The following is a 20,062-nucleotide window of genomic DNA, read 5'->3' on the forward strand; positions in this document are numbered from 1 at the left end:
CGACGGTCACTCGCCTGACCAGTCATACCCGATAGGTAAGGGGAGCATTACATTCAGTGAGCCCACGTGTGCCGGGGCATCGGCGCACTCGTACGGTGCATGGGCCGGTCGGAGGGGGTTTGGAGCTCTTTGGGGGGTACTTCGCGACGATGCTCCGAACGAGTGATCACCAGTCACCCTGTCGTGGGAGTCCGCCGTCGTAGGGTCTGGTGCCATGACCTCCCACACCCCTGCGGACACCTTCCCCCGGCAGTACGCGCGGACCCTGCGCTACACCGTCGGCGCGCCCCGCTCCTTCTCCGTCGCACCGGACGGCTCGCGGGTCGTCTTCCTGCGCTCACGCTCCGGCAGAGACCGGGCCAACCTGCTCTGGACCCTCGACACCGCCACCGGCGAGGAGCGGATCGCCGCCGACCCGGCCGTCCTGCTCGGCGGCGGCGAGGAGGACCTCTCGCCGGCCGAGAAGGCCCGCCGCGAGCGCAGCCGCGAGGGCTCGGCCGGCGTCGTCGGCTACGCCCTGGACGCGGACGGGAAGCTCGCCGCCTTCGCCCTGTCCGGTCGGCTGTTCACCGCCGACCTGGCCACCGGCGCCACCGCCGAACTGCCCGCCCGGGGCCCGCTGCTGGACCCGCGACTCTCCCCGGACGGCACGCACGTCGCCTACGCCAACACCACCGGCGAGCTGCGGCTGACCCGTACCGACGGCAGCGGCGACCGGGCGCTCGCCGAGCCGGACGGCCCCAACGTCACCTGGGGCCAGGCCGAGTTCATCGCACAGGAGGAGATGGACCGCGACTGCGGCTTCTGGTGGTCCCCGGAGAGCGACCGGCTGCTGGTCGAGCGCGCCGACGACAGCCCGGTGCGCCGCTGGTGGATCGCCGACCCGGCCAACCCGGACCGCGAGCCCGCCGAGGTCGCCTACCCCGCGGCCGGCACCGCCAACGCCGAGGTCGGCCTCTGGGTGCTCGACCTGCACGGCGGGCGCACCGAGGTGTCCTGGGACCGCGAGGCCTTCCCGTACCTGGCCCGGGTGCACTGGTCCAAGGGCGGGGTGCCGCTGCTGCTGGTCGAGTCCCGCGACCAGCGCGCGCAGCGGATCCTCGGCCTGGACGTGGTCACCGGCGCCACCGACGTGCTGTTCGAGGAGCGCGACGAGGCCTGGCTGGAGGCCTTCCCGGGCGTCCCGGCCTGGACCCCGGACGGCAAGCTGGTCCGGATCTCCGACGAGGGAGGAGTACGCGCGCTGGTGGTCGGCGACCAGGCCGTCACCGGGGCCGACCTGCACATCAGGTCCGTCGTCACCGTGACCGAGGAGGAGGTGTTCTTCACCGCCTCCGGCGGCGCCGAGGAGACCGACCCCGAGCCCGGCTGGATCGCCGTCGGCCGGATCAGCCACGACGGCAAGCGGCTCGCCTGGGAGTCTTCCAACGGCCGTCCGTTCACCTCCGTCACCAGCGCGGTGCACGCCGGCGGCATCACCGTCCGGGCCACCGCCGAGCCCGACCTGCCGGGCTCCCTGGTGCAGGTCGCCCGCGACCTGCCGGAGGGCGTGGTGGTCGACGACGTCGCGATCATCGCCTCCTACGCCGAGACCCCGGTCATCACCGCCCGCCCGGTCTTCCGCTTCGCCGGCGAGCGCCGCATCCCGGCCGCCGTCTTCCTGCCCACCGGTTACGACCGCGAGCGCGACGGCCTGCTGCCCGTCCTGATGGACCCGTACGGCGGCCCGCACGGCCAGCGCGTCGTCCAGGCCCACAACCCGCACCTCAACTCGCAGTGGTTCGCCGACCAGGGCTTCGCGGTGGTCGTCGCCGACGGCCGCGGCACCCCCGGGCGCGGTCCGGCCTGGGAGAAGTCCATCGCCTTCGACTTCGCCGGACCCACCCTGGACGACCAGGTGGACGCGCTCCAGGCGCTCGCCGGGGAGTTCCCGCTCGACCTCGACCGGGTCGCCATCCGCGGCTGGTCGTACGGCGGCTACCTCTCCGCGCTCGCCGTGCTGCGCCGCCCGGACGTGTTCCACGCGGCGGTCGCCGGTGCGCCGGTCACCGACTGGGAGCTGTACGACACCCACTACACCGAGCGCTACCTGGGCCACCCGGCCGAGCGGCCCGAGGTGTACGAGGCGAACTCGCTGAACGGCTACGCGGCCGGGCTGGAGCGGCCGCTGATGATCATCCATGGTCTCGCGGACGACAACGTGGTGGCCGCCCACACCCTGCGGCTCTCCTCGGCGCTGCTGGCCGCAGGCCGCCCGCACACCGTGCTGCCGCTGTCAGGTGTCACCCACATGACCCCGCAGGAGGAGGTCGCGGAGAACCTGCTGCTGCTCCAGGTCGACTTCGTGAAGCGCGCGCTGGGCCTGTAGAACCCCCCTGGCCAGCCTGTTCGCGGCCGGTACCCGGTACTGCCTCATTGGGGTGATGGGGGTGCCGGCCGCCGGCATGACATCCGTCATACCGAAGGCACGACGGCCGACACTGCCGCCGGCACCCGCCAGCGCGGGACTCTGAGGTGGTGCGGACAGCGCCGCACAGGACACCCGTCAGGGGAGAGGAGCCGGGCGATGGTTACCGAGGTGGCCGCCTTCCGCGGCGTCGGCAAGAACTACGGGCGGGTCCGCGCCGTGGACGGGCTGGACCTGGTGCTGCGGCCGGGCGAGACCGTCGCCCTGCTCGGCCCGAACGGCGCCGGGAAGTCCACCAGCCTGGACCTGCTGCTCGGCCTGCGCGAGCCCGACCAGGGCAGCGTGACGCTGTTCGGCGGCACCCCGCGGGAGGCGATCGCGGCCGGCCGGGTCGGCGCGATGCTGCAGAGCGGCGGGCTGATGACCGACGTCAAGGTCCGCGAGCTGGTCGAGCTCGCCTGCAAGGTGCACCCGAGCGGTCGGTCGGTCACGGAGGTACTGACCGACGCCGGGATCACCGAGATCGCCGACCGCCGGGTCGACAAGCTGTCCGGCGGCCAGGAGCAGCGGGTCCGCTTCGCCCTGGCGATCGCGGGCGACAACGACCTGATCGTGCTCGACGAGCCCACCACCGGCATGGACGTCAGCGTCCGGCAGGGGTTCTGGGCGAGCATGCGGGCACAGGCCGACGCCGGGCGCACGGTGCTGTTCGCCACCCACTACCTGGAGGAAGCCGACTCGATCGCCGACCGCGTCCTGGTGCTGCACCGGGGCCGGCTGATCGCCGACGGCAGCTCCGCGGAGATCAAGGCGCGCGCCGGGGCGCGCCGGATCGCCTTCGAACTCCACGACACGGACGGCGAGTTCGAGGAGGCCGTGCTGCGCTCCCTGCCGGGCGTGCAGTCGCTGGACGTCACCGCCCGCGTCCCGGGGGTGCGGACGGTGCGGATCCGCACCGCGGACGCCGACGCGAGCGTGGCCGGGATCTACCGGGCGGGCCTGTACCCGCGCGGGCTGGAGGTCGCCGGCCTGGGCCTGGAGCAGGCCTTCCTGACCATCACGGGCGAGCTGGACCGCGAGGACGGCGCCGCGAAGGAGAGCGTGCGATGACCACCCTGATCAAGCTGGAGATCCTGCGGACCCTCCGCAACCGGCGCTACCTGCTCTTCACCATCGCCTACCCGGCGCTGCTGTACGTCTTCTTCATCCACGCCTACGACACCTCCAAGGTGGCCGGCAGCCTGCCGGTGAAGTCCTACTTCATGGTCTCGATGGCCACCTTCGGCGCGGTCGGCGCGGTGCTCACCGGCAATGCGCAGCGGATCTCGCTGGAGCGCAAGAGCGGTTGGACGCGCCAGCTGCGGCTGACCGCGCTGCCGGGCCGGGCGTACACCGTCGGCAAGATCGCGGCGACCGCGGTGACCACGCTGCCGGCGATCCTGGTGGTCTTCGCGGTCGGCGCGAGCCAGGGCGTCGAGCTCGGCGCGGCACAGTGGATCGGGCTGGTGGCCGCGCTGTGGCTGGGCAGCTTCGTCTTCGCGGCGCTCGGGGTGGCGCTCGGGTACGCGGCGACGCCGGACGCGGTGCAGCCGATCGTGATGATCACCTACATGCTGATGGCGCTGCTCGGCGGCACCTGGTTCCCGGTGAGCGACTCGCTGGAGAAGTTCGCCCGGTTCAACCCGGTGTTCCTGTACAACCGGCTGGCCACCTTCACCCGGCCAGGGCACTCCCTGGACCTGGTCGCGGTCGCCGGGCTGGCCGCCTTCCTCGCGGTGTTCGTCGCAGCCGCCGCCGCACTGTACCGGCGTGACACCCGCCAGGCATGATGATCCACATGAGTGACGCGCGCCAGACCCAGCGTACCGACGAGCAGCCGGAGGCGGGTGCGGCGCGCGTGTCGTTCATGAACGTCCCCGGCGCCCCGGTGGAGACCCGGCGGCAGCTGATGGTCAAGGTCGCCTGGATGCTGCTGTGGATGCTCTACCTGGCCTACCCGGCGGGCAACCTGCTGCACGGGCACCACAGCCTGGCCGGTCAGGCGTTCGGCTGGACTTGCCTGGCGGTCTTCGTGGCCGCCTACATCCTGCTGGTGATCTTCCGTTCGCAGGCGGGGATGCGGCCGCGGGCCTGCCAGGTCATCGTCGCGACGATGACCGTGCTGGCGGTCGCCGCCTCCTTCGTCCTCGGCGACGCCTTCCTGACCTTGTTCATCTACGCCTCGGTGTGCCTCGCGGTCATCAGCCCGCTGAACCACGCGCTGCGCGCGCTGGTCGGCATGGCCGTGCTCACTGCTGCCACCGGCCTGCTGATCCACGCCAATGCGGACAACATCAGCACTTTCGCCCTCAGCGCCTTCCTCTCCGGCGTCGCGATGACCGGCATGCAGCGGCTGGTCGCCACCATGAAGGAGCTGCGTGAGGCCCGGGCGGCCGTCGCCCACTTGGCCGCCTCCGAGGAGCGGCTGCGGCTCGCCCGCGACCTGCACGACCTGCTCGGGCACTCGCTCTCGCTGATCACCCTGAAGAGCGAGCTCGCCGGGCGGTTCATGGACGCGGGCAAGGACGAGGCGGCGCGGGCGCAGGTCGCCGACATCGAGCAGGTCGCCCGGCAGTCGCTGATCGACGTGCGCGAGGCGGTCACCGGCTTCCGCCGCCCGACCCTGCCGGTCGAGCTGGCCGCCGCCCGGACCGCTCTGTCCGCCGCGCAGGTCCGGCTGGAGGCCGCGCCGGAGCTGGTGGACGCCTGGCCGTCGCTGGCCAACGAGGAGGCGGGCGCGCTGGCCTGGGCGCTGCGCGAGGCCGTCACCAATATCGTCCGGCACGGCGAGGGCGCCACCGTCTGCACCGTGACGGCGGACGAGAGCTGGGAGGCGAGCGGCGAGCGCTACGCCGTCCTGGAGATCGCCGACGACGGGCGCGGGCCGGGCAAGTCCCAGGCGGGCAACGGGCTCTCCGGGCTGGAGGAGCGCCTCGCGCTGGTCGGCGGGCGGCTGGAGACCGGGCCGGGGGAGCGCGGGAAGGGCTTCCGGCTGCGGGCCTCGGTGCCGCTGCGGACGACGGCCGCGCCGTCCGAGCCCGCCGCGCCTTCCGAGCCCGCCGCGCCTTCCGATCCCTCCAAGGCCCGCTAGCCGGACGGCAGTCGGGGAACCCGATCGGGCGGACTGATCGTTCTGTTGGGCATGTCCACCGTTCTCATCCTCGGTTTCGACCCGCACACCGTCCCCGGCATGGACGGCGACGGCATGCGGGCCGTCCTCGACGCCGAACTCGCCCGCTTCGCCGACCACGGCCTCGACGCGGCGATGACCCTGGTCGCCCCCGACGGGACCGCCGAGCCCGCGATCACCGCTGCCCTGGCCGACCGGGACTGGGACGTCGTGGTCATCGGCGGCGGCATCCGCAAGCCGGAGCCGGCGCTGCCGTTCTTCGAACTCGTCGTCAACCTCGTCCGCCGCCACGCTCCGCGGGCCGCCATCGCCTTCAACACCAGCGGCGCCGACAGCGTCGAGGCCGCCCAGCGCTGGCTGTAACCCCTGGCAGGACGTGGCTTCGTCGCACCGGTGCGTGCCATGGAGAACCGGAGTTACCGCCCGGTGCGGTGTGGGAAGTCGGCCCGGCCGACTTCCCACTGCGCTCAGCTCCCGCACTCCCACCGCTCGCCGAGGCGGCGGTACCACCAGGGGCCCGGCCCGAGGCGGTCGGCGAAGGGATCGGAAAGGGTGCGGCGGAGGTAGGCCGCATCCATGGGGAGCAGGAGCCGGACGAGTTCGCCGCGCGGCCGTGGCGGAAGAGCTCCCAGCACCTCGTCCAGAACGTCGCGGGCGTGCCGTACGTCGTCGAACGAGCAGCCGCGGCAGGTGCAGTGAAGCGCCCTCGGGTAGCGCGGACGGGTGCCGGGAGGGCTCAGGAACTGCCGGTACCGCCGCAGGGCTCTTTCGGTCGCGCCTGGAAACACGTAGTACGACCTGGACAGGTGCTCGTATCGATGGACGGCGAGGCTGGTCGAGGTCGAGAGCCCGTGAATCCGGACCGGTGGGGCGGTCTCCCAACGGCGGGCGGGATCAGGGTGCGCGCGCAGCGCGCCGGGCCGCTTACGCGGCATCGGCCTTTCGGTGGATCGTCATAGCCGCCATCATGCCGGCCCCGGCCGGTCCAGGTCGCGGTGATAGCGCAGGGCGGGGCGGTCACCGAGGAGGATCTCTCCGGTGACCGCGAACCCGTTGTGGGTGAGGACGGCCTGGGAGGCCGGGTTGTCCAGGGTGGTGGCGGCGTTCAGCGCGTGCAGGCCGTACGCGGTGGCGGCGAGGCGGCAGGCCTCGGCGACGGCGGCCTTCGCGAGGCCTCGGCCGGCCGCCGACTCGGCGATGCGGTAGCCGAGGTCGGCGGTGCCGCCCGAGAGGTCCACCAGGTTGATCCGGCCGATCAGAGCGTCGTCGGCGTCCAGGATGACGTGGAACCGGCAGGTGCCCTCGGCCTGTTCGGCGAGGAGGGCGGCGTGGCGGGCCGGGAACTCGGCGAAGTAGGCGTCGCCCCGGTCGGGGACGGTGCGGGCGAACCAGGCCCGGTTGGCGCGTTCGAAGGCGAGCAGGGCGTCGGCGTGGTCGGGGCGGAGGAGCTCCAGGGTCGGCATCCGGCCAGTCTGCTGCGCAGGGCCTCGGTGAACCACCCGAATACCGGGCGGTCCACCTCGGCGTCTCCCCCCTACAGGGAACTCAGGCCTCCCTCTAAGGTCTTGACCATGGGTAACACAGGGAACAGCCCCTCGATCCGCGTGCTGCTCGCCGAGGACCAGGGCATGGTCCGCGAGGCGCTGGCGGCGCTGCTCGGGCTGGAGGGGGACATCGACGTCGTCGCGCAGGTGGGCCGCGGGGACGAGGTGGTGGAGGCGGTGCTGGCGAACGACGTGCAGGTCGCCGTGCTGGACATCGAGATGCCGGGCATGACGGGCATCGAGGCGGCCGCCGAGCTGCACCGCAGGGCGCCGCGGACGAAGGTGGTGATCGCGACGACCTTCGGCCGCCCCGGCTATCTGCGCCGGGCGATGGAGTACGGCGCGGACGCCTTCCTGGTGAAGGACGCGCCCGCCTCCGAGCTCGCCGAGGCGATCCGCCGGGTGCTGCGCGGCGAGCGGGTGATCGACCCGGCGCTGGCGGCGGCCGCGCTGGCCGAGGGCGCCAACCCGCTGACCGCGCGCGAGCGGGACGTGCTGGGGGCGGCCGCCGACGGCGCGGTGAACGCGGACATCGCCAAGCGGCTGCACCTGTCGGAGGGGACGGTCCGCAACTACCTGTCGATGGCGATCCAGAAGACCGAGGCCCGCAACCGCACCGAGGCGGTCCGGATCGCCCGGGAGAAGGGCTGGCTGTAACCCCGCGGACGGTCAGTTGAGCCGGTGCCGGGCCGCCCTGGCCTCCTGGCGGACCTTGGCGGCGGTGTCCGGGTCGAAGGCGTCCAGGATCTGCGCGTAGGCGTCCATCTCCGCCGAGCCGCCGAGGAAGTCCCCCGTCCGCACCAGGAGTTCGGCCCGTTCCAGCCGGAGCTGGGCCGGGTGCCGGGGGAGCAGCAGGGCGAGCTCGGTGGCCCACAGCTGGGTGCGGGCGTGCTCGGGCCGGTCGGCGGCCCAGGCCCGGATGTTGCCGAGCACCCGCAGCACGATGTCCAGCGGCTGGGCGGGGGTGAGCAGGTCGGGGGTGAACTCGTGCCCGGCGCCGGCGACCAGCTGTTCGACGTCGGCCGGGTCGAGCAGCCGGCCGCCGTGGAAGGGGTCGGCGAGCACGTAGTCCTCGCCGCCGGCCGGGCCGCCGACCGCGACGATGAAGTGGCCGGGCAGCCCGATGCCGTGGACGGTGAGCCCGGCCCGCCGTCCGACCGCCGTCCACACCAGCGAGAGCATGATCGGCAGTCCGCGCCGGCGCCGCAACACGTCCGGCAGCAGCGAGGACTCCAGCCGCCGGTAGTCGGACATCCGCCCGTGGAACCGCTCCCGCCCGCCGAGGACGGCGGCGAGCAGGGCAGCGGTCTCCTCCGGGCCGGAGGGCGAGCGCTCGGCGACGGCGAGCCGCACGGCGGCCGCGTGCCGGTCCAGCGCGGCCTCGCAGGCGGCGAGCAGGGCGTCGACGCCGGGCGGTTCGCCGACGTCGCCCGGGTCGAGGACCGGGGCGTGCTCGGCGGCGGCGAGCAGGCAGAGCAGCACCGGGTCGGGCTGCTCGGCGCGGGCGGCGGTCCGGAAGCGGTCTCTGCTCTGCTCGGTCACGGTGACGACGACGGCCTTCGTGCGACGGACGGACAAGCGGACAAACGGGGACGTAGCGGTCGGGCGGCTACCCCTGGGGCAGGGGTGCGTAGTGGTAAGTGTGACTGGTCGTGAAGCCGAGTCCGTCATAGAGCGCGATCGCACCGCCGTTCCCGGCCTCGACCTGCAGGTACGCGCCGCTCGCCCCCTCCTCGGCCGCCCGGGCGGCGAGCACGGCCATGACCGCCGTCGCCAGCCCGGCCCGCCGGGCGTACGGCTGGACCTCGATCGCGCCGAGGCAGGCCCAGGGCCCGTCGATGACGCAGCGTCCGATCGCCAGCGGCGGCTGCCCGGGGGCGCCCGGCACGGTGGCGAACCAGACCGACGGGCCGCCGTGCAGCACCCGCCGGGCCGCCTCCCGCACCGCCGGGTCCTCGCTCAGCCGCCCGTACAGCGACATCCAGTCCGCGTCCGCGGTCCGCGAGAGCCGGACCCGGTCGTGCCCGGCGCCGGCCCGGGCCACCCCGGCCAGCGCGGCCGTGCGCACCAGGGTCGGCGAGCGCAGTGGGCCCAGCAGCGCCCGCAGTTCGTCCGTCGTCCCGGGGGTGACCACCTCGACCAGCGCGGGCAGGCCGCGTGCCGCGTACCAGTCCCGGACGGCGGCCAGCGCCTCCGGCAGCGGCAGCCCCGGCTCGCCGAGCGCCTGGACGGAGTTGGCCCGCTGGGTGAACCCGGACGCGGCCCGCAGGGTCCACTCGCCGAGCGCCTCCTGCTGGACCCCGGGCCAGCCGCGCCCGGCGATCCGCTGCAGCTCGACGGGCGTGGCGGCCGGCTGCGGCACCCGCCGGGCCGGGAACAGCGGGACGGCCTTGCCCGCGACCAGCAGTTTCTCCGGGAAGGAGACCGGCTCGCCCGAGCGCGGTGCTACGGTGAGCCCATGATCGTCCCACGATGTGAGCACCCCGATCACATCGCGGAACACCGGACGGTCGTCCACGAACTCGGACACCCGTCGTACGGACACGCGTCGTCCCACGTCAGAGCGATCTATCCGGACTTCCGGGCGGCTGTCCAGCGGGTCCCGAGTCATGATCCGGCCACCTCCTGTGCATTTGCGGTCTCCGACCCGCGATACTAGGGGCGGGCATCGACGACGCCGCGCTCACCGCGCACGCGAGCAGAACAGAACGGGCCGCCAGGGCCCTTCCGAGGAGGAACGACAGCGTGACCTACGTCATCGCGCAGCCTTGTGTCGACGTGAAGGACAAGGCGTGCATCGAAGAGTGCCCGGTTGACTGCATCTACGAGGGCAGCCGTTCCCTCTACATCCACCCGGATGAGTGTGTCGACTGTGGTGCTTGTGAGCCGGTCTGCCCGGTCGAGGCGATCTTCTACGAGGACGACACTCCGGAGGAGTGGAAGGACTACTACAAGGCGAACGTCGAGTTCTTCGACGACCTGGGCTCGCCCGGTGGCGCCTCGAAGCTCGGCCTGATCGAGCGGGACCACCCGTTCATCGCCGCTCTGCCGCCGCAGAACGCCGACCACTGACGATCGGTGGCTACTGAGCTGTGAGCACGAACAACACGCGCGCGCCGTTCCCGGGCCACCCGGGGGCGGCGCGCCGCGTTTCCGACCGGCTGCCCGTCTTCCCCTGGGACAAGCTGGAGCCCTACAAGGCCACCGCCCTCGCCCACCCGGGCGGCCTCTGCGACTTCTCCGTCGGCACCCCCGTCGACCCGGTCCCCGAGGTGATCCAGAAGGCGCTGGCCGCCCACACCGACACGCCCGGCTACCCGACCGTCTGGGGCCCCCTGGAGCTGCGCGAGGCGATCGCCGGCTGGCTGCACCGCCGCTGCGGCGCCGAGATCGGCCCGCAGGCCGTCCTGCCGACCGTCGGGTCCAAGGAGCTGGTGGCCTGGCTGCCGACCCAGCTCGGCCTCGGCCCGGGCGACCAGGTCGCCTACCCGCGGCTGGCCTACCCGACCTACGAGGTCGGCGCCCGGCTGTGCGGAGCCGAGCCGGTCGAGTACGACTCGGTGGACGAGCTGGACGGCTCCCGGGTGCGCCTGCTCTGGGTGAACTCGCCGTCCAACCCGACCGGCCGGGTGCTCGGCGGGGACGAGCTGCGCCGCGCCGTCGAGTGGGCCCGGGAGCACCGGGCGCTGCTGGTCAGCGACGAGTGCTACCTGGAGCTGGGCTGGGAGGCCGACCCGGTCTCCGTCCTGCACCCGGACGTCTGCGGCGGCCCTGACGACGGAACGCAGCACGAGGGCCTGCTGGCCGTCCACTCGCTCTCCAAGCGCTCCAACCTGGCCGGCTACCGCGCCTCCTTCGTGGCGGGCGACCCGGTGGTGGTCAAGGAGCTGCTGGAGGTGCGCAAGCACGGCGGCATGATCGTGCCGGCGCCGGTCCAGGCGGCGACGATCGCGGCGCTGGCGGACGACGCCCACGTGGCCGAGCAGCGGGAGCGGTACGCGGCCCGGCGCTCGGCGCTGCGGGCGGCGCTGGAGGCGTACGGCTTCCGCGTCGAGCACTCCGAGGCGAGCCTCTACCTGTGGGCGACCCAGGACCGGCCGTGCTGGGAGACCGTGGCCGAACTGGCCGCTCTGGGCATCCTGGTGGCGCCCGGCGACTTCTACGGCCCGGCCGGCGAGCGCTTCGTCCGGGTCGCCTTCACCGCGACCGACGAGCGGGTCGCCGCGGCCGTCGAGCGGCTGAACGCGGCGCGCTGACGACACGTCGAAGGGGCCGGTGTTCCGAGCGGGAACACCGGCCCCTTCGGCCTGTGCGGACTACCAGGGACTACCGGGGGCTACCGGGAACCACCGCGGACTACAGCGGCAGGCCGCTGATGCCGCCGCCGTTGACACCGCCCAGCAGGCCGCTCACCGGGCCGAGCGCGCCGGTCAGGCCGGAGAGCGGGTTGTGCGGGCCGAGGTCGGCGCCGCCGAGGCGGTTGGCCGAGCCGTGCTCCGCGAGGCCCAGGACGTCGGTGCCGGGCAGGCCGCCGGGCAGGGCGTGCTCGACCGAGCCGACCGGCAGCGCGCGCTGCACCGAGCCGAGCGGCAGCGCGTCGGTGACGGCGTTGGGGCCGGGGACGGCGCTGGAGAGCTTGTCGGTGCCGGGCAGGGCCTGGGCGACGGCGCCCGCCTGGCCGAGCCCGCCGACCGGGCCGGTGCCGGCGTTGGCGCTGCGGGTTCCCATGCCCTTGCCGGTGACGGCCTCGCCGAGCTTGCCGGCCAGCGCCGAGGTGACCTTCGGGGTGATGGCGGAGAGCTGGCCGGTGGTGGCGGCGGTCTGGTCGACCGGGGCGGTCAGCGAGCTGGCCTTCTCGTTCGCCTCGGGGAGCTGGTGGGCGACGATGCCGCCGGCGGCGTCGGCGGAGGCCGGCACGCCCGCGGCGACGGTGGCCGCGCCGGTGGTGCCGGCCGCCTGGCCGAGCTGGTGGGTGGTGTGCTGCAGGGTGGAACCGGTGTCGGTGTTGGTCAGCTGGCCCAGCGGCGCCGCGAGGTCGCTCTTGGGAAGCAGGGCGTCCCCGCCCAGGGCGGACGCGGAGCCGGCCGCGACCAGCGGGGTCGCTCCGGCGGCCACGACGAGCGCGGCCTGGGCGATCCGGCGCGTGAGGGGGTGAGACATGGGGCTCCTCGAAGGGGTCTGGGTCCGTCCCGTCCGCCGGGTGGACGACCGGGCCTGGACGGGACCGGGCGGACGAGGTTGTTACCGCTTGAGAAGCCAGAAGGTTTCGGCCGGGGCAAGGAAAGTTCCAAACCGACCATCGGATCGTATGACCACAGCGGCGGGGTCCACCGGACCCCGCCGTACCCCGTCGGATCGGCCCCGGCCAAGGGAAGTGACGGTTCTCCACCCGGGTTCGCCGGAACGGGCGGCCGGTCCACCGGAGTTGACCGAAATCACCCGTCCGGCGGCAACCCGTACGTCTGTGCGTCAGCTCTTGTCGTACGGGGCCAGGGTGACCTGAACGAGCTTGGTCGACGTCCCCGAGGTCTGGGTCTGCCAGCCGTCCTCGGACTTGGTCTTGCGCCAGATCTTCCCGTCGTAGGCGACCGTCGCGATGCCCAGCTGCTGGGCCTGCGCGACCGCCCAGTGGGCCACCTCCCAGCCGCTGGTCCGCTCCGCGCTCGCCCCGGCGTCGCCGCCGGCGTCCGCCGAGGAGGTCAGCGCCGCGGTCGCCGGGTCCGGGGTCAGCGAGACCGCGTTCTCGGCGCCCTTGATCGTCGAGGTGTAGCCGGTGGCCGGTGTGACGGTGCGGCCGAACTCCCGGCGCACCCGGTCGGACAGCACCTGGGCACGGTCCGGCTGGGCGACCGGGGTGGCCGAGGCACCCGCGGTCGGCGACGGCGAGTCGGCCGGGTCCGGCTTGGCGTAGTCGTGCACCACGCAGGTGAAGGAGGCCGGCTCGCGCCCGGCCAGCGCCGAGGTCAGCAGGGTCGCCTTGGTCTCGTGCTTGGCGTACGCCTGCGGATAGCCGCTCTTCTGCACCGCCTGCGCCGCGTCGGTCAGCGGCATCCGGGTGTAGCCGGGCACCTTGACCAGGCCGTCCAGGAACTTGTTGGTCGCGTACACCGGGTCCGCGATCTGCGTCGGGGTGCCCCAGCCCATCGACGGCCGCTGCTGGAACAGGCCGATCGAGTCCCGGTCACCGCCCGCGAGGTTGCGCAGCTTGGACTCCTGCATGGCGGTCGCCAGCGAGATCGCCGTCGCCCGGTCCGGCAGCCCGCGCGACCGCGCCACCGCGGCGATCGTCGCCGCGTTGGCGGCCTGCGGCAGCTCCAGCGTCCCGCTGCCGGCCGCGGTCTTCACCGAGCACTCCTCGGAGACGCCCGGCCGGAACCCGAACCACCAGATCCCGACCACCGCCAGGCCCGCGACCAACGCCAGGCCGAGCAGCCCGACCAGCACGAGCAGCAGCGCGCGCACCGGACCGCGGCGGCGGGGCGCCACTTCATCGCCCAGCTCCTCGCCCAGCTCCTTGCTGCGCCTTCTCCTGGCCACCCTCGCCCCTCTCGCGCCCGCCTTCTTGATCCGACACCGTACCTACTCGGACGGATGTGCGGCGCATCCCGGTTGCCGATCCACGTGCGTTCCGTGTCACGGAACGACCACATCGGCGGCACGGCCACGCGGATAGGCTGGCGCCATGAGCAGCCCGAACCCGACGCCCCTGGACCTCACTCTCGACGGCGGCACGCTGACCGCCCGGCTCGTCGACTTCCCCTCGGTGAGCGGCGACGAGCAGGCGCTCGCCGACGCCGTGGAGGCCGCCCTGCGCGGCTACCCGCACCTCACCGTGGACCGGTACGGCAACAACGTGGTCGCCCGCACCACCCTCGGCCGCGGCGAGCGCGTCGTCCTGGCCGGCCACCTGGACACCGTGCCGATCGCCGACAACCTGCCCTCGTACGTCGAGGGGGACCTGCTCTACGGCTGCGGCACCTCGGACATGAAGTCCGGCGTGGCCGTCGCGCTGCGCCTGGCCGCCACCCTGACCGAGCCCAACCGCGACCTCACCTACGTGTTCTACGACTGCGAGGAGGTGGAGGCCCACCGCAACGGCCTCGGCCACCTCGCCAAGGACCGTCCGGAGTGGCTGGCCGCCGACTTCGCGGTGCTGATGGAGCCCAGTGACGCCGTGGTCGAGGGCGGCTGCCAGGGCACCCTGCGGGCGCAGATCCGGCTCTCCGGCGTGCGCGCCCACGCGGCCCGCAGCTGGCTCGGCGACAACGCCATCCACCGCGCCGCCGAGGTGCTCACCCGGCTCGCGCAGTACCAGCCGCGCCGGGTGGAGATCGACGGCCTGGAGTACCGCGAGGGACTCAACGCGGTGCGGATCGACGGCGGCGTGGCCGGCAACGTCATCCCGGACGAGTGCGTGATCACGATCAACTTCCGCTACGCGCCGGACCGCAGCGAGGCCGAGGCGGAGAAGCACGTGCGCGAGGTCTTCGACGGCTTCGAGCTGACCGTGACCGACTTCGCCGCGGGCGCGCTGCCCGGCCTCTCCCAGCCCGCCGCCCAGGCCTTCCTGGCGGCCACCGGCGGCCAGGCCCGGGCCAAGTTCGGCTGGACCGACGTCGCCCGGTTCAGCGCACTCGGCGTCCCGGCGGTCAACTACGGCCCCGGCGACCCGAACTACGCGCACAAGCGGGACGAGCACTGCTCGCTGAGTGCCATCGCCGAGACCGAGGACCGGCTGCGCGCCTGGCTGACCAGCTGAACCGGGTCCGTTCGGCCACTGATCCGATCAGCTGCTGAAGGCCATCTTCCGGTTGCCCAACCGACCTTCCCCCGTTGCCTGAAAACGGGGGAAGGTCGGCGTAGGGTTTCGTCATGACAGGCACAGGAGACGACAAGCACTACGGACACGGCCCCGAGCAGGTCGGCGTGCCGCGGAAGAAGAAGGCCTGGCCCGAGAAGCAGAAGGGCCCGGTGCTGGTGCGCCGGGACCAGGTCGGCACGAGCACCACGGACCAGCGCCTGCTGGACACCACCGGTCCCACCGACTGGCTGCACACCGACCCCTGGCGGGTGCTGCGGATCACCTCCGAGTTCGTCGAGGGCTTCGGCGCCCTCGCCGAACTCCCGCCCGCGATCAGCGTCTTCGGCTCGGCCCGGACCCCGGCCGACTCGCCCGAGTACGAGGCCGGGGTGGCCATCGGCCGGGCCCTCGCCGAGGCCGGCTACGCGGTGATCACCGGCGGCGGCCCGGGTGCGATGGAGGCCGCCAACCGCGGCGCCTCCGAGGCCGGTGGTCTGAGCGTCGGGCTCGGCATCGAGCTGCCCTTCGAGCAGGGCCTCAACGAGTACGTCGACCTCGGGCTGAACTTCCGTTACTTCTTCGTCCGCAAGACGATGTTCGTGAAGTACGCCCAGGGCTTCGTGGTCCTGCCCGGCGGGCTGGGCACGCTGGACGAGCTGTTCGAGGCGCTGACGCTGGTGCAGACGAAGAAGGTCACCCGCTTCCCGGTGATCCTCTACGGCAGCGCCTACTGGGGCGGCCTCTACGAGTGGCTGAAGACCACCCTGGTCGCGCAGGGCAAGGCGGCCCCGCACGACCTGGAGCTGTTCCACATCACCGACGAGATCGACGAGGTCATGAAGATCCTCGCCGACGCCCGCCGGCCCGCCAACGAGATCTAGCGCGAGCGAGCCCGCGAGCGAGCCGAAGGGGCGCGCCGGTGCCGAAAGCGAGGAGCGACAAGCGAGGCACGAGCGCCGGAGTGACGAACGTCGGCACCGGGTCCGAGCGCCCCGGAGGCGAGCCGAGCGCCAACAAGAGAGTCCTAGGCCAGCCCCCGGCGGGCGACCGCCGGGGGGCGGGTGCCCCGGATCGAGGCGACCATGTCCAGCACCTGGCGGGTCTCCGCGACCTGGTGCACCCGGTAGACCTGCGCGCCCAGCCAGGCCGAGACCGCCGTGGTGGCCAGGGTGCCGAGCAGCCGCTCGTTCACCGGCCGGTCCAGGGTCTCGCCGACGAAGTCCTTGTTGGAGAGCGAGACCAGTACCGGGAAGCCGGTCGCGGTCATCTCCGGCAGCCGCCGGGTGGCCTCCAGCGAGTGCCGGGTGTTCTTGCCGAAGTCGTGCCCCGGGTCGATGATCACCGCGTCCCGGCGGACGCCCAGCCCCACCGCCCGCTCGGCCAGCCCGACGGTCACCCGCAGGATGTCCGCCATCACGTCCTCGTACCCGATCCGGTGCGGCCGGGTGCGCGGCTCGGCGCCGCCCGCGTGGGTGCACACCAGCCCGGCGTCGTACCGGGCGGCCACCTCGGCGAGCTTCGGGTCCACCCCGCCCCAGGCGTCGTTCAGCAGGTCCGCGCCGACCTCGCAGACCGCCTCGCCGACCTCGTGCCGCCAGGTGTCCACGCTGATCACCGCGTCGGGGTGGCGCTTGCGCAGCTCGGCCACGAAGGGGACGGTGCGCCGCAGCTCCTCCTCGACCGTGACCTCGTCGCCGGGGCCGGCCTTCACCCCGCCGATGTCCAGGATCGCGGCGCCCTCGGCCATCGCGCGGTCGGCGGCGGCGAACGCGGCCTCGTCGGTGAAGGTCGAGCCCTTGTCGAAGAACGAGTCCGGCGTCCGGTTCACGATCGCCATGATCACCAGCTCGTCCTCACCGAATTCGCGCGGTCCCAGGCGCAGTGCCACCGATGTCTCCTCCACAGCTCCTGCGGGTGCGATGATGGCCCCCGGCCTCACTAGGGACCATGCTGTCATGATCAGTCTGGTTCCCTGGCACTTGATCGAGGACCGGCCGGGAGTTCGGGAGGACAGCTCGTGTTCTGGGTGATCGTGGTCGCCATGGCCGTGGTGGTCGGCGGCGCCGCGCTGGTGGCGCTGGGCGGGGGCGGCTCGATGCCGGAGGCGGTGCCGGACCGCATGGCCGCGCGGCTGCCGCAGGACCGACCGCTGAGCAAGACGGACGTGGACGACCTGCGCCTGCCGATGGCCGTGCGCGGCTACCGGATGGACGAGGTGGACGACGTCCTGGACCGCCTCGGCGCCGAACTCGCCTACCGCGACTCGCGGATCGCCGAGCTGGAGGCCGCCGCCCACCTGCGCGGCGCGGTCGAGGCCACCACCGCCCCGGACCCGGGCGCCGAACCGCTGCCGGGCCTGGAGGAGTTCGCCAAGGTGGTCCAGCCCGCCGCCGCGCTCACCGAGCAGCCGGCCCCCGAGGACGCCAAGCCGGGGACGCAGCAGTGACAGAGGTCGTCGAAGGCGCGGTGCTCGGCGCGGACGGCCTGCGCCGCTGCGGCTGGGGCGAGTCGACGGACGACTACCGCGTCTACCACGACACCGAGTGGGGCCGCCCGGTGCACGGCGACGACGCCCTGTTCGAGCGGGTCTGCCTGGAGGCCTTCCAGTCCGGCCTGTCCTGGCTGACCATCCTGCGCCGCCGCGAGGGGTTCCGGGCCGCGTTCGCCGGCTTCCGGATCGCCGAGGTCGCCGAGTTCGGCGAGGCGGACGAGGAGCGGCTGCTCGCCGACACCGGCATCATCCGCAACCGGGCCAAGATCGAGGCGGCGATCGCCAACGCCCGGGTCGCCCGCGAGCTGGACGGCGGCCTGGACGCGCTGATCTGGCAGTTCGCCGCCGACCCGGACCGGCCGGCCCCCCGCACGCCGGCGGAGGTGCCGGCCGTCACACCCGAGTCGACGGCCCTGGCGAAGGCGCTGAAGAAGGCGGGCTTCCGCTTCGTCGGCCCGACCACCGCCTACGCCCTGATGCAGGCCTGCGGTCTGGTCGACGACCACCTGGCGGACTGCCACGTCCGCACCGGCGGGAGGAAGCGGCGCTGAGCCTCAGCGCCCGACGTACTTCGGCTTCTCCTTGGCGATGAAGGCGCGCACCGCGATCCGGTGGTCCTCGCTCTCGCCGGCCAGGGTCTGCAGCTCGTCCTCCTTGTCGAGCAGTTCGTCCAGCGAGTGGGAAGCGCCGTACGCCAGCGACTCCTTGATGGCGCCGTAGGCCACGGTCGGGCCCTCGGCCAGCTCGCGGGCGAAGACCCGCGCGGTGGCGGCGAGTTCCTCGGCCGGCACGACCTTGGTGGCCAGGCCCAGCTCCATCGCCTCGGCGGCCTTGACCGTGCGGGGCAGCATCAGCAGCTCGGTGGCCTTGGCGTGTCCGACCAGCCGGGGCAGCGTCCAGGACGCCCCCGAGTCGGCGGTCAGGCCGATCCCGGCGAAGGCGGTGTTGAAGCCGGCCCGGTCGGAGATGATCCGGAAGTCGCAGGCGAAGGCGAGCGAGGCGCCCGCGCCGGCCGCCACCCCGCCGACCGCGGCGACGGTCGGCTTGCGCATCCCGGCCAGCGCCCGGGTCAGCGGGTTGTAGTGCTCGGCGACGGTCCGCAGCGCGCCCTCGCCGGTCTCCTCGAACCGCTTCAGCAGCGCCAGGTGCTCGTTCAGGTCCTGCCCGACGCAGAACGCCCGGTCGCCGGCCCCGGTCAGCAGCACCGCCCGCACCGCCGGGTCCCCGGCCGCCTCGGTCACGGCGTCGCGCAGCGCCACCTTGGTGGCGACGTCCAGGGCGTTCATCGCCTCCGGGCGGTTGATGGTGATGACGGCCAGGCCGCCGTCCAGCTCGTACAGCACGGAATCGGACATGGGGGAGGGCTCCCTAAACGATCGTCGCGTCGGTGGTCGTGCCAGGATGCCGGAGCGCGGGCCGGACTGGGGAGTGTGAGGTATCGCACCTTCCCGCGGTGCCGGTACCGCCACCGCACCGGGGCTTATGACGCCAATTGCGGCGGTTGGAGTCGGTCCGGCCGATGTTGCACCGAGAGTGATGTTGGTCATCAGGCCGTGGCATGCGGGATAATGGCTTCCGATCAATGCGTTCGATACCGGCGGTGGACGGACTGCCGGTGCGTAGCTGAGCGGTTGCAGGAAGGGGAACGAGCATGGCGGCCATGAAGCCGCGGACGGGTGACGGCCCGCTCGAAGTCACCAAAGAGGGGCGGGGCATCATCATGCGCGTTCCGCTCGAAGGCGGCGGACGCCTCGTGGTGGAGCTCACGCCTGACGAGGCCGAAGCCCTGGGCGATGCCCTCATGAAGGTCACCGGCTGACCGCAGCGGGTGCTCGCCGTCTCCTGGAGACGTACTGCCGGGCCCGGGTACGACGTCACGTCGGCCCGGGCCCGCGCGGTCTCCGGGGCGGGCGGCCCCTACCGCTTGACGGCGCAGAGCAGCCCGTCCGAGACCGGCAGCAGTGCGGGCAGCAGCGCCTCGCTCTCCCGTACGTCCCGGACCAGGTCCCGCACCGCGCCGGTCTGCGGGTCCTGCAGCTCCGGCTCGGCGAGCCGGCCCTCCTGGAAGACCCCCTCGAAGCAGACCATCCCGCCCGGCCGCAGCAGCCGCAGCGCCTCCAGCAGGTACTCCCGGGACTCGGCCGGATCGCCGTCGCAGAACACCAGGTCGTACTGGCCGTCGGCGAGCCGGGGCAGCACCTCCAGTGCCCGGCCCGGTATGAACCGCGAGCGGTTGGCCGCGAACCCGGCCGCCTGGTACGCCTCGCGGGCCAGCTGCTGGCGCACCGGCTCGGAGTCCACCGTGGTGAGCACGCCGTCCGGGCGCATGCCGCGCAGCAGGTAGACGCCTGACACGCCTGTGCCGGTGCCGATCTCGGCCACCGCCTTGGCGTCCAGCGCGGCGGCCAGCAGCCGCAGGCACGCCCCGCCGCTCGGCCCGATGGCCCGTATCCCGGTCCGCGCGGACTGCGCCCGGGCGTAGGTCAGCACCGCGTCCTCGCCCACGTAGGTGTCGGCGAGGGCCGCGCGCGCGGGCCCGAACTCGCTGATGGCTGCCTCTTTCGGAGCCCCGGGTGGCGGCCCGGTGCCGGGGGATGTCGATATTTCCTGCCACAGATTACTGGCCGGGCGGGAACCGCGTACGGCGGCG

At 73.3% G+C, this 20,062-nt stretch carries 21 protein-coding genes; 13 read left to right on the top strand and 8 right to left on the bottom strand.

Features of this window, described 5'->3' with window-relative positions:
* Positions 1-214: 214 nt before the first annotated feature.
* The 5 genes from ACGF12_RS03165 to ACGF12_RS03185 all read left to right on the top strand — a co-directional run bounded on the left by ACGF12_RS03165 (position 215) and on the right by ACGF12_RS03185 (position 5,939).
* On the top strand, positions 215-2,368 hold the full coding sequence (locus tag ACGF12_RS03165) for a prolyl oligopeptidase family serine peptidase (protein WP_393024737.1): 2,154 nt from the start codon (positions 215-217) through the stop codon (positions 2,366-2,368).
* Positions 2,369-2,566: 198 nt separating this feature from the next.
* Positions 2,567-3,517 (top strand): ABC transporter ATP-binding protein, encoded by a 951-nt coding sequence (locus ACGF12_RS03170; RefSeq protein WP_393024740.1) that lies wholly within the window; start codon positions 2,567-2,569, stop codon positions 3,515-3,517.
* Complete coding sequence (locus ACGF12_RS03175) at positions 3,514-4,236, top strand: ABC transporter permease (protein ID WP_393024743.1); 723 nt, start codon at positions 3,514-3,516, stop codon at positions 4,234-4,236. The genes ACGF12_RS03170 and ACGF12_RS03175 overlap by 4 nt, the downstream gene beginning before the upstream one ends.
* A gap of 8 nt (positions 4,237-4,244) precedes the next feature.
* Positions 4,245-5,537 carry a sensor histidine kinase gene (locus tag ACGF12_RS03180; protein WP_393024747.1) on the top strand — a complete coding sequence of 431 codons (1,293 nt, stop codon included), beginning with the start codon at positions 4,245-4,247 and terminating at the stop codon, positions 5,535-5,537.
* 51 nt (positions 5,538-5,588) lie between these two features.
* Positions 5,589-5,939: a hypothetical protein gene (locus ACGF12_RS03185; protein ID WP_393024750.1), complete on the top strand. Its 351-nt coding sequence runs from the start codon at positions 5,589-5,591 to the stop codon at positions 5,937-5,939.
* 602 nt (positions 5,940-6,541) lie between these two features.
* Here ACGF12_RS03185 and ACGF12_RS03190 read toward each other — a convergent pair.
* Entirely contained in the window at positions 6,542-7,039 is a 498-nt protein-coding gene (locus tag ACGF12_RS03190) for a GNAT family N-acetyltransferase (RefSeq protein ID WP_393024753.1), read from the bottom strand.
* A gap of 108 nt (positions 7,040-7,147) precedes the next feature.
* Here ACGF12_RS03190 and ACGF12_RS03195 point away from each other — a divergent pair, with 108 nt between their 5' ends.
* Positions 7,148-7,777, top strand: a complete 630-nt coding sequence (locus ACGF12_RS03195) for a response regulator transcription factor (protein WP_393024756.1) — start codon at positions 7,148-7,150, stop codon at positions 7,775-7,777.
* Between the two features lie 12 nt (positions 7,778-7,789).
* On the opposite strand, the gene ACGF12_RS03200 is transcribed toward ACGF12_RS03195, so the two are convergent.
* Positions 7,790-8,698, bottom strand: coding sequence for a transglutaminase family protein (locus tag ACGF12_RS03200; RefSeq protein ID WP_393024758.1), 909 nt, complete (start codon positions 8,696-8,698; stop codon positions 7,790-7,792).
* A 31-nt stretch (positions 8,699-8,729) separates the two neighbouring features.
* Positions 8,730-9,665, bottom strand: coding sequence for a GNAT family N-acetyltransferase (locus ACGF12_RS03205; protein ID WP_393024761.1), 936 nt, complete (start codon positions 9,663-9,665; stop codon positions 8,730-8,732).
* Positions 9,666-9,865: 200 nt separating this feature from the next.
* On the opposite strand from ACGF12_RS03205, the gene fdxA reads away from it, so the two are divergent.
* Both fdxA and dapC read left to right on the top strand, forming a co-directional pair.
* The gene (gene fdxA, locus ACGF12_RS03210; RefSeq protein WP_350511846.1) at positions 9,866-10,192 is read left to right on the top strand and encodes a ferredoxin; all 327 of its coding nucleotides are present in this window, start codon (positions 9,866-9,868) and stop codon (positions 10,190-10,192) included.
* 20 nt (positions 10,193-10,212) lie between these two features.
* A complete protein-coding gene (gene dapC, locus ACGF12_RS03215) occupies positions 10,213-11,376 on the top strand; it encodes a succinyldiaminopimelate transaminase (RefSeq protein WP_393024764.1) in 1,164 nt (387 codons plus the stop codon).
* Positions 11,377-11,476: 100 nt separating this feature from the next.
* Here the strand turns inward: dapC and ACGF12_RS03220 are convergent, their stop codons facing one another.
* Together ACGF12_RS03220 and ACGF12_RS03225 are read right to left on the bottom strand one after the other, a co-directional pair.
* Complete coding sequence (locus tag ACGF12_RS03220; RefSeq protein WP_393024767.1) at positions 11,477-12,280, bottom strand: hypothetical protein; 804 nt, start codon at positions 12,278-12,280, stop codon at positions 11,477-11,479.
* 309 nt (positions 12,281-12,589) lie between these two features.
* Positions 12,590-13,657 carry a hypothetical protein gene (locus ACGF12_RS03225; RefSeq protein WP_393024770.1) on the bottom strand — a complete coding sequence of 356 codons (1,068 nt, stop codon included), beginning with the start codon at positions 13,655-13,657 and terminating at the stop codon, positions 12,590-12,592.
* Between the two features lie 145 nt (positions 13,658-13,802).
* Between ACGF12_RS03225 and dapE the strand changes: the two genes are divergently transcribed.
* Both dapE and ACGF12_RS03235 read left to right on the top strand, forming a co-directional pair.
* On the top strand, positions 13,803-14,879 hold the full coding sequence (dapE, locus tag ACGF12_RS03230; protein WP_393024773.1) for a succinyl-diaminopimelate desuccinylase: 1,077 nt from the start codon (positions 13,803-13,805) through the stop codon (positions 14,877-14,879).
* 113 nt (positions 14,880-14,992) lie between these two features.
* Entirely contained in the window at positions 14,993-15,802 is an 810-nt protein-coding gene (locus ACGF12_RS03235; RefSeq protein WP_393024776.1) for a TIGR00730 family Rossman fold protein, read from the top strand.
* 143 nt (positions 15,803-15,945) lie between these two features.
* Here ACGF12_RS03235 and folP read toward each other — a convergent pair whose 3' ends face one another.
* Positions 15,946-16,758, bottom strand: coding sequence for a dihydropteroate synthase (gene folP, locus ACGF12_RS03240; protein WP_393025184.1), 813 nt, complete (start codon positions 16,756-16,758; stop codon positions 15,946-15,948).
* A 180-nt stretch (positions 16,759-16,938) separates the two neighbouring features.
* Here folP and ACGF12_RS03245 point away from each other — a divergent pair, with 180 nt between their 5' ends.
* Both ACGF12_RS03245 and ACGF12_RS03250 read left to right on the top strand, forming a co-directional pair.
* Positions 16,939-17,367 (top strand): DivIVA domain-containing protein, encoded by a 429-nt coding sequence (locus tag ACGF12_RS03245; RefSeq protein WP_393024778.1) that lies wholly within the window; start codon positions 16,939-16,941, stop codon positions 17,365-17,367.
* Entirely contained in the window at positions 17,364-17,963 is a 600-nt protein-coding gene (locus ACGF12_RS03250; protein WP_393024781.1) for a DNA-3-methyladenine glycosylase I, read from the top strand. Before ACGF12_RS03245 ends, ACGF12_RS03250 begins: the two co-directional genes overlap by 4 nt.
* Positions 17,964-17,966: 3 nt before the next feature.
* Here the strand turns inward: ACGF12_RS03250 and ACGF12_RS03255 are convergent, their stop codons facing one another.
* A complete protein-coding gene (locus ACGF12_RS03255) occupies positions 17,967-18,767 on the bottom strand; it encodes an enoyl-CoA hydratase-related protein (protein WP_393024784.1) in 801 nt (266 codons plus the stop codon).
* A gap of 296 nt (positions 18,768-19,063) precedes the next feature.
* On the opposite strand from ACGF12_RS03255, the gene ACGF12_RS03260 reads away from it, so the two are divergent.
* Positions 19,064-19,231: a DUF3117 domain-containing protein gene (locus tag ACGF12_RS03260; RefSeq protein ID WP_270144370.1), complete on the top strand. Its 168-nt coding sequence runs from the start codon at positions 19,064-19,066 to the stop codon at positions 19,229-19,231.
* A gap of 98 nt (positions 19,232-19,329) precedes the next feature.
* Here ACGF12_RS03260 and ACGF12_RS03265 read toward each other — a convergent pair whose 3' ends face one another.
* A complete protein-coding gene (locus ACGF12_RS03265; RefSeq protein ID WP_380615729.1) occupies positions 19,330-19,962 on the bottom strand; it encodes an O-methyltransferase in 633 nt (210 codons plus the stop codon).
* Positions 19,963-20,062: the final 100 nt, after the last annotated feature.

The sequence above is a fragment of the Kitasatospora sp. NPDC048296 genome (genome assembly GCF_043201815.1).
In the GTDB taxonomy this organism is placed as follows: domain Bacteria; phylum Actinomycetota; class Actinomycetes; order Streptomycetales; family Streptomycetaceae; genus Kitasatospora.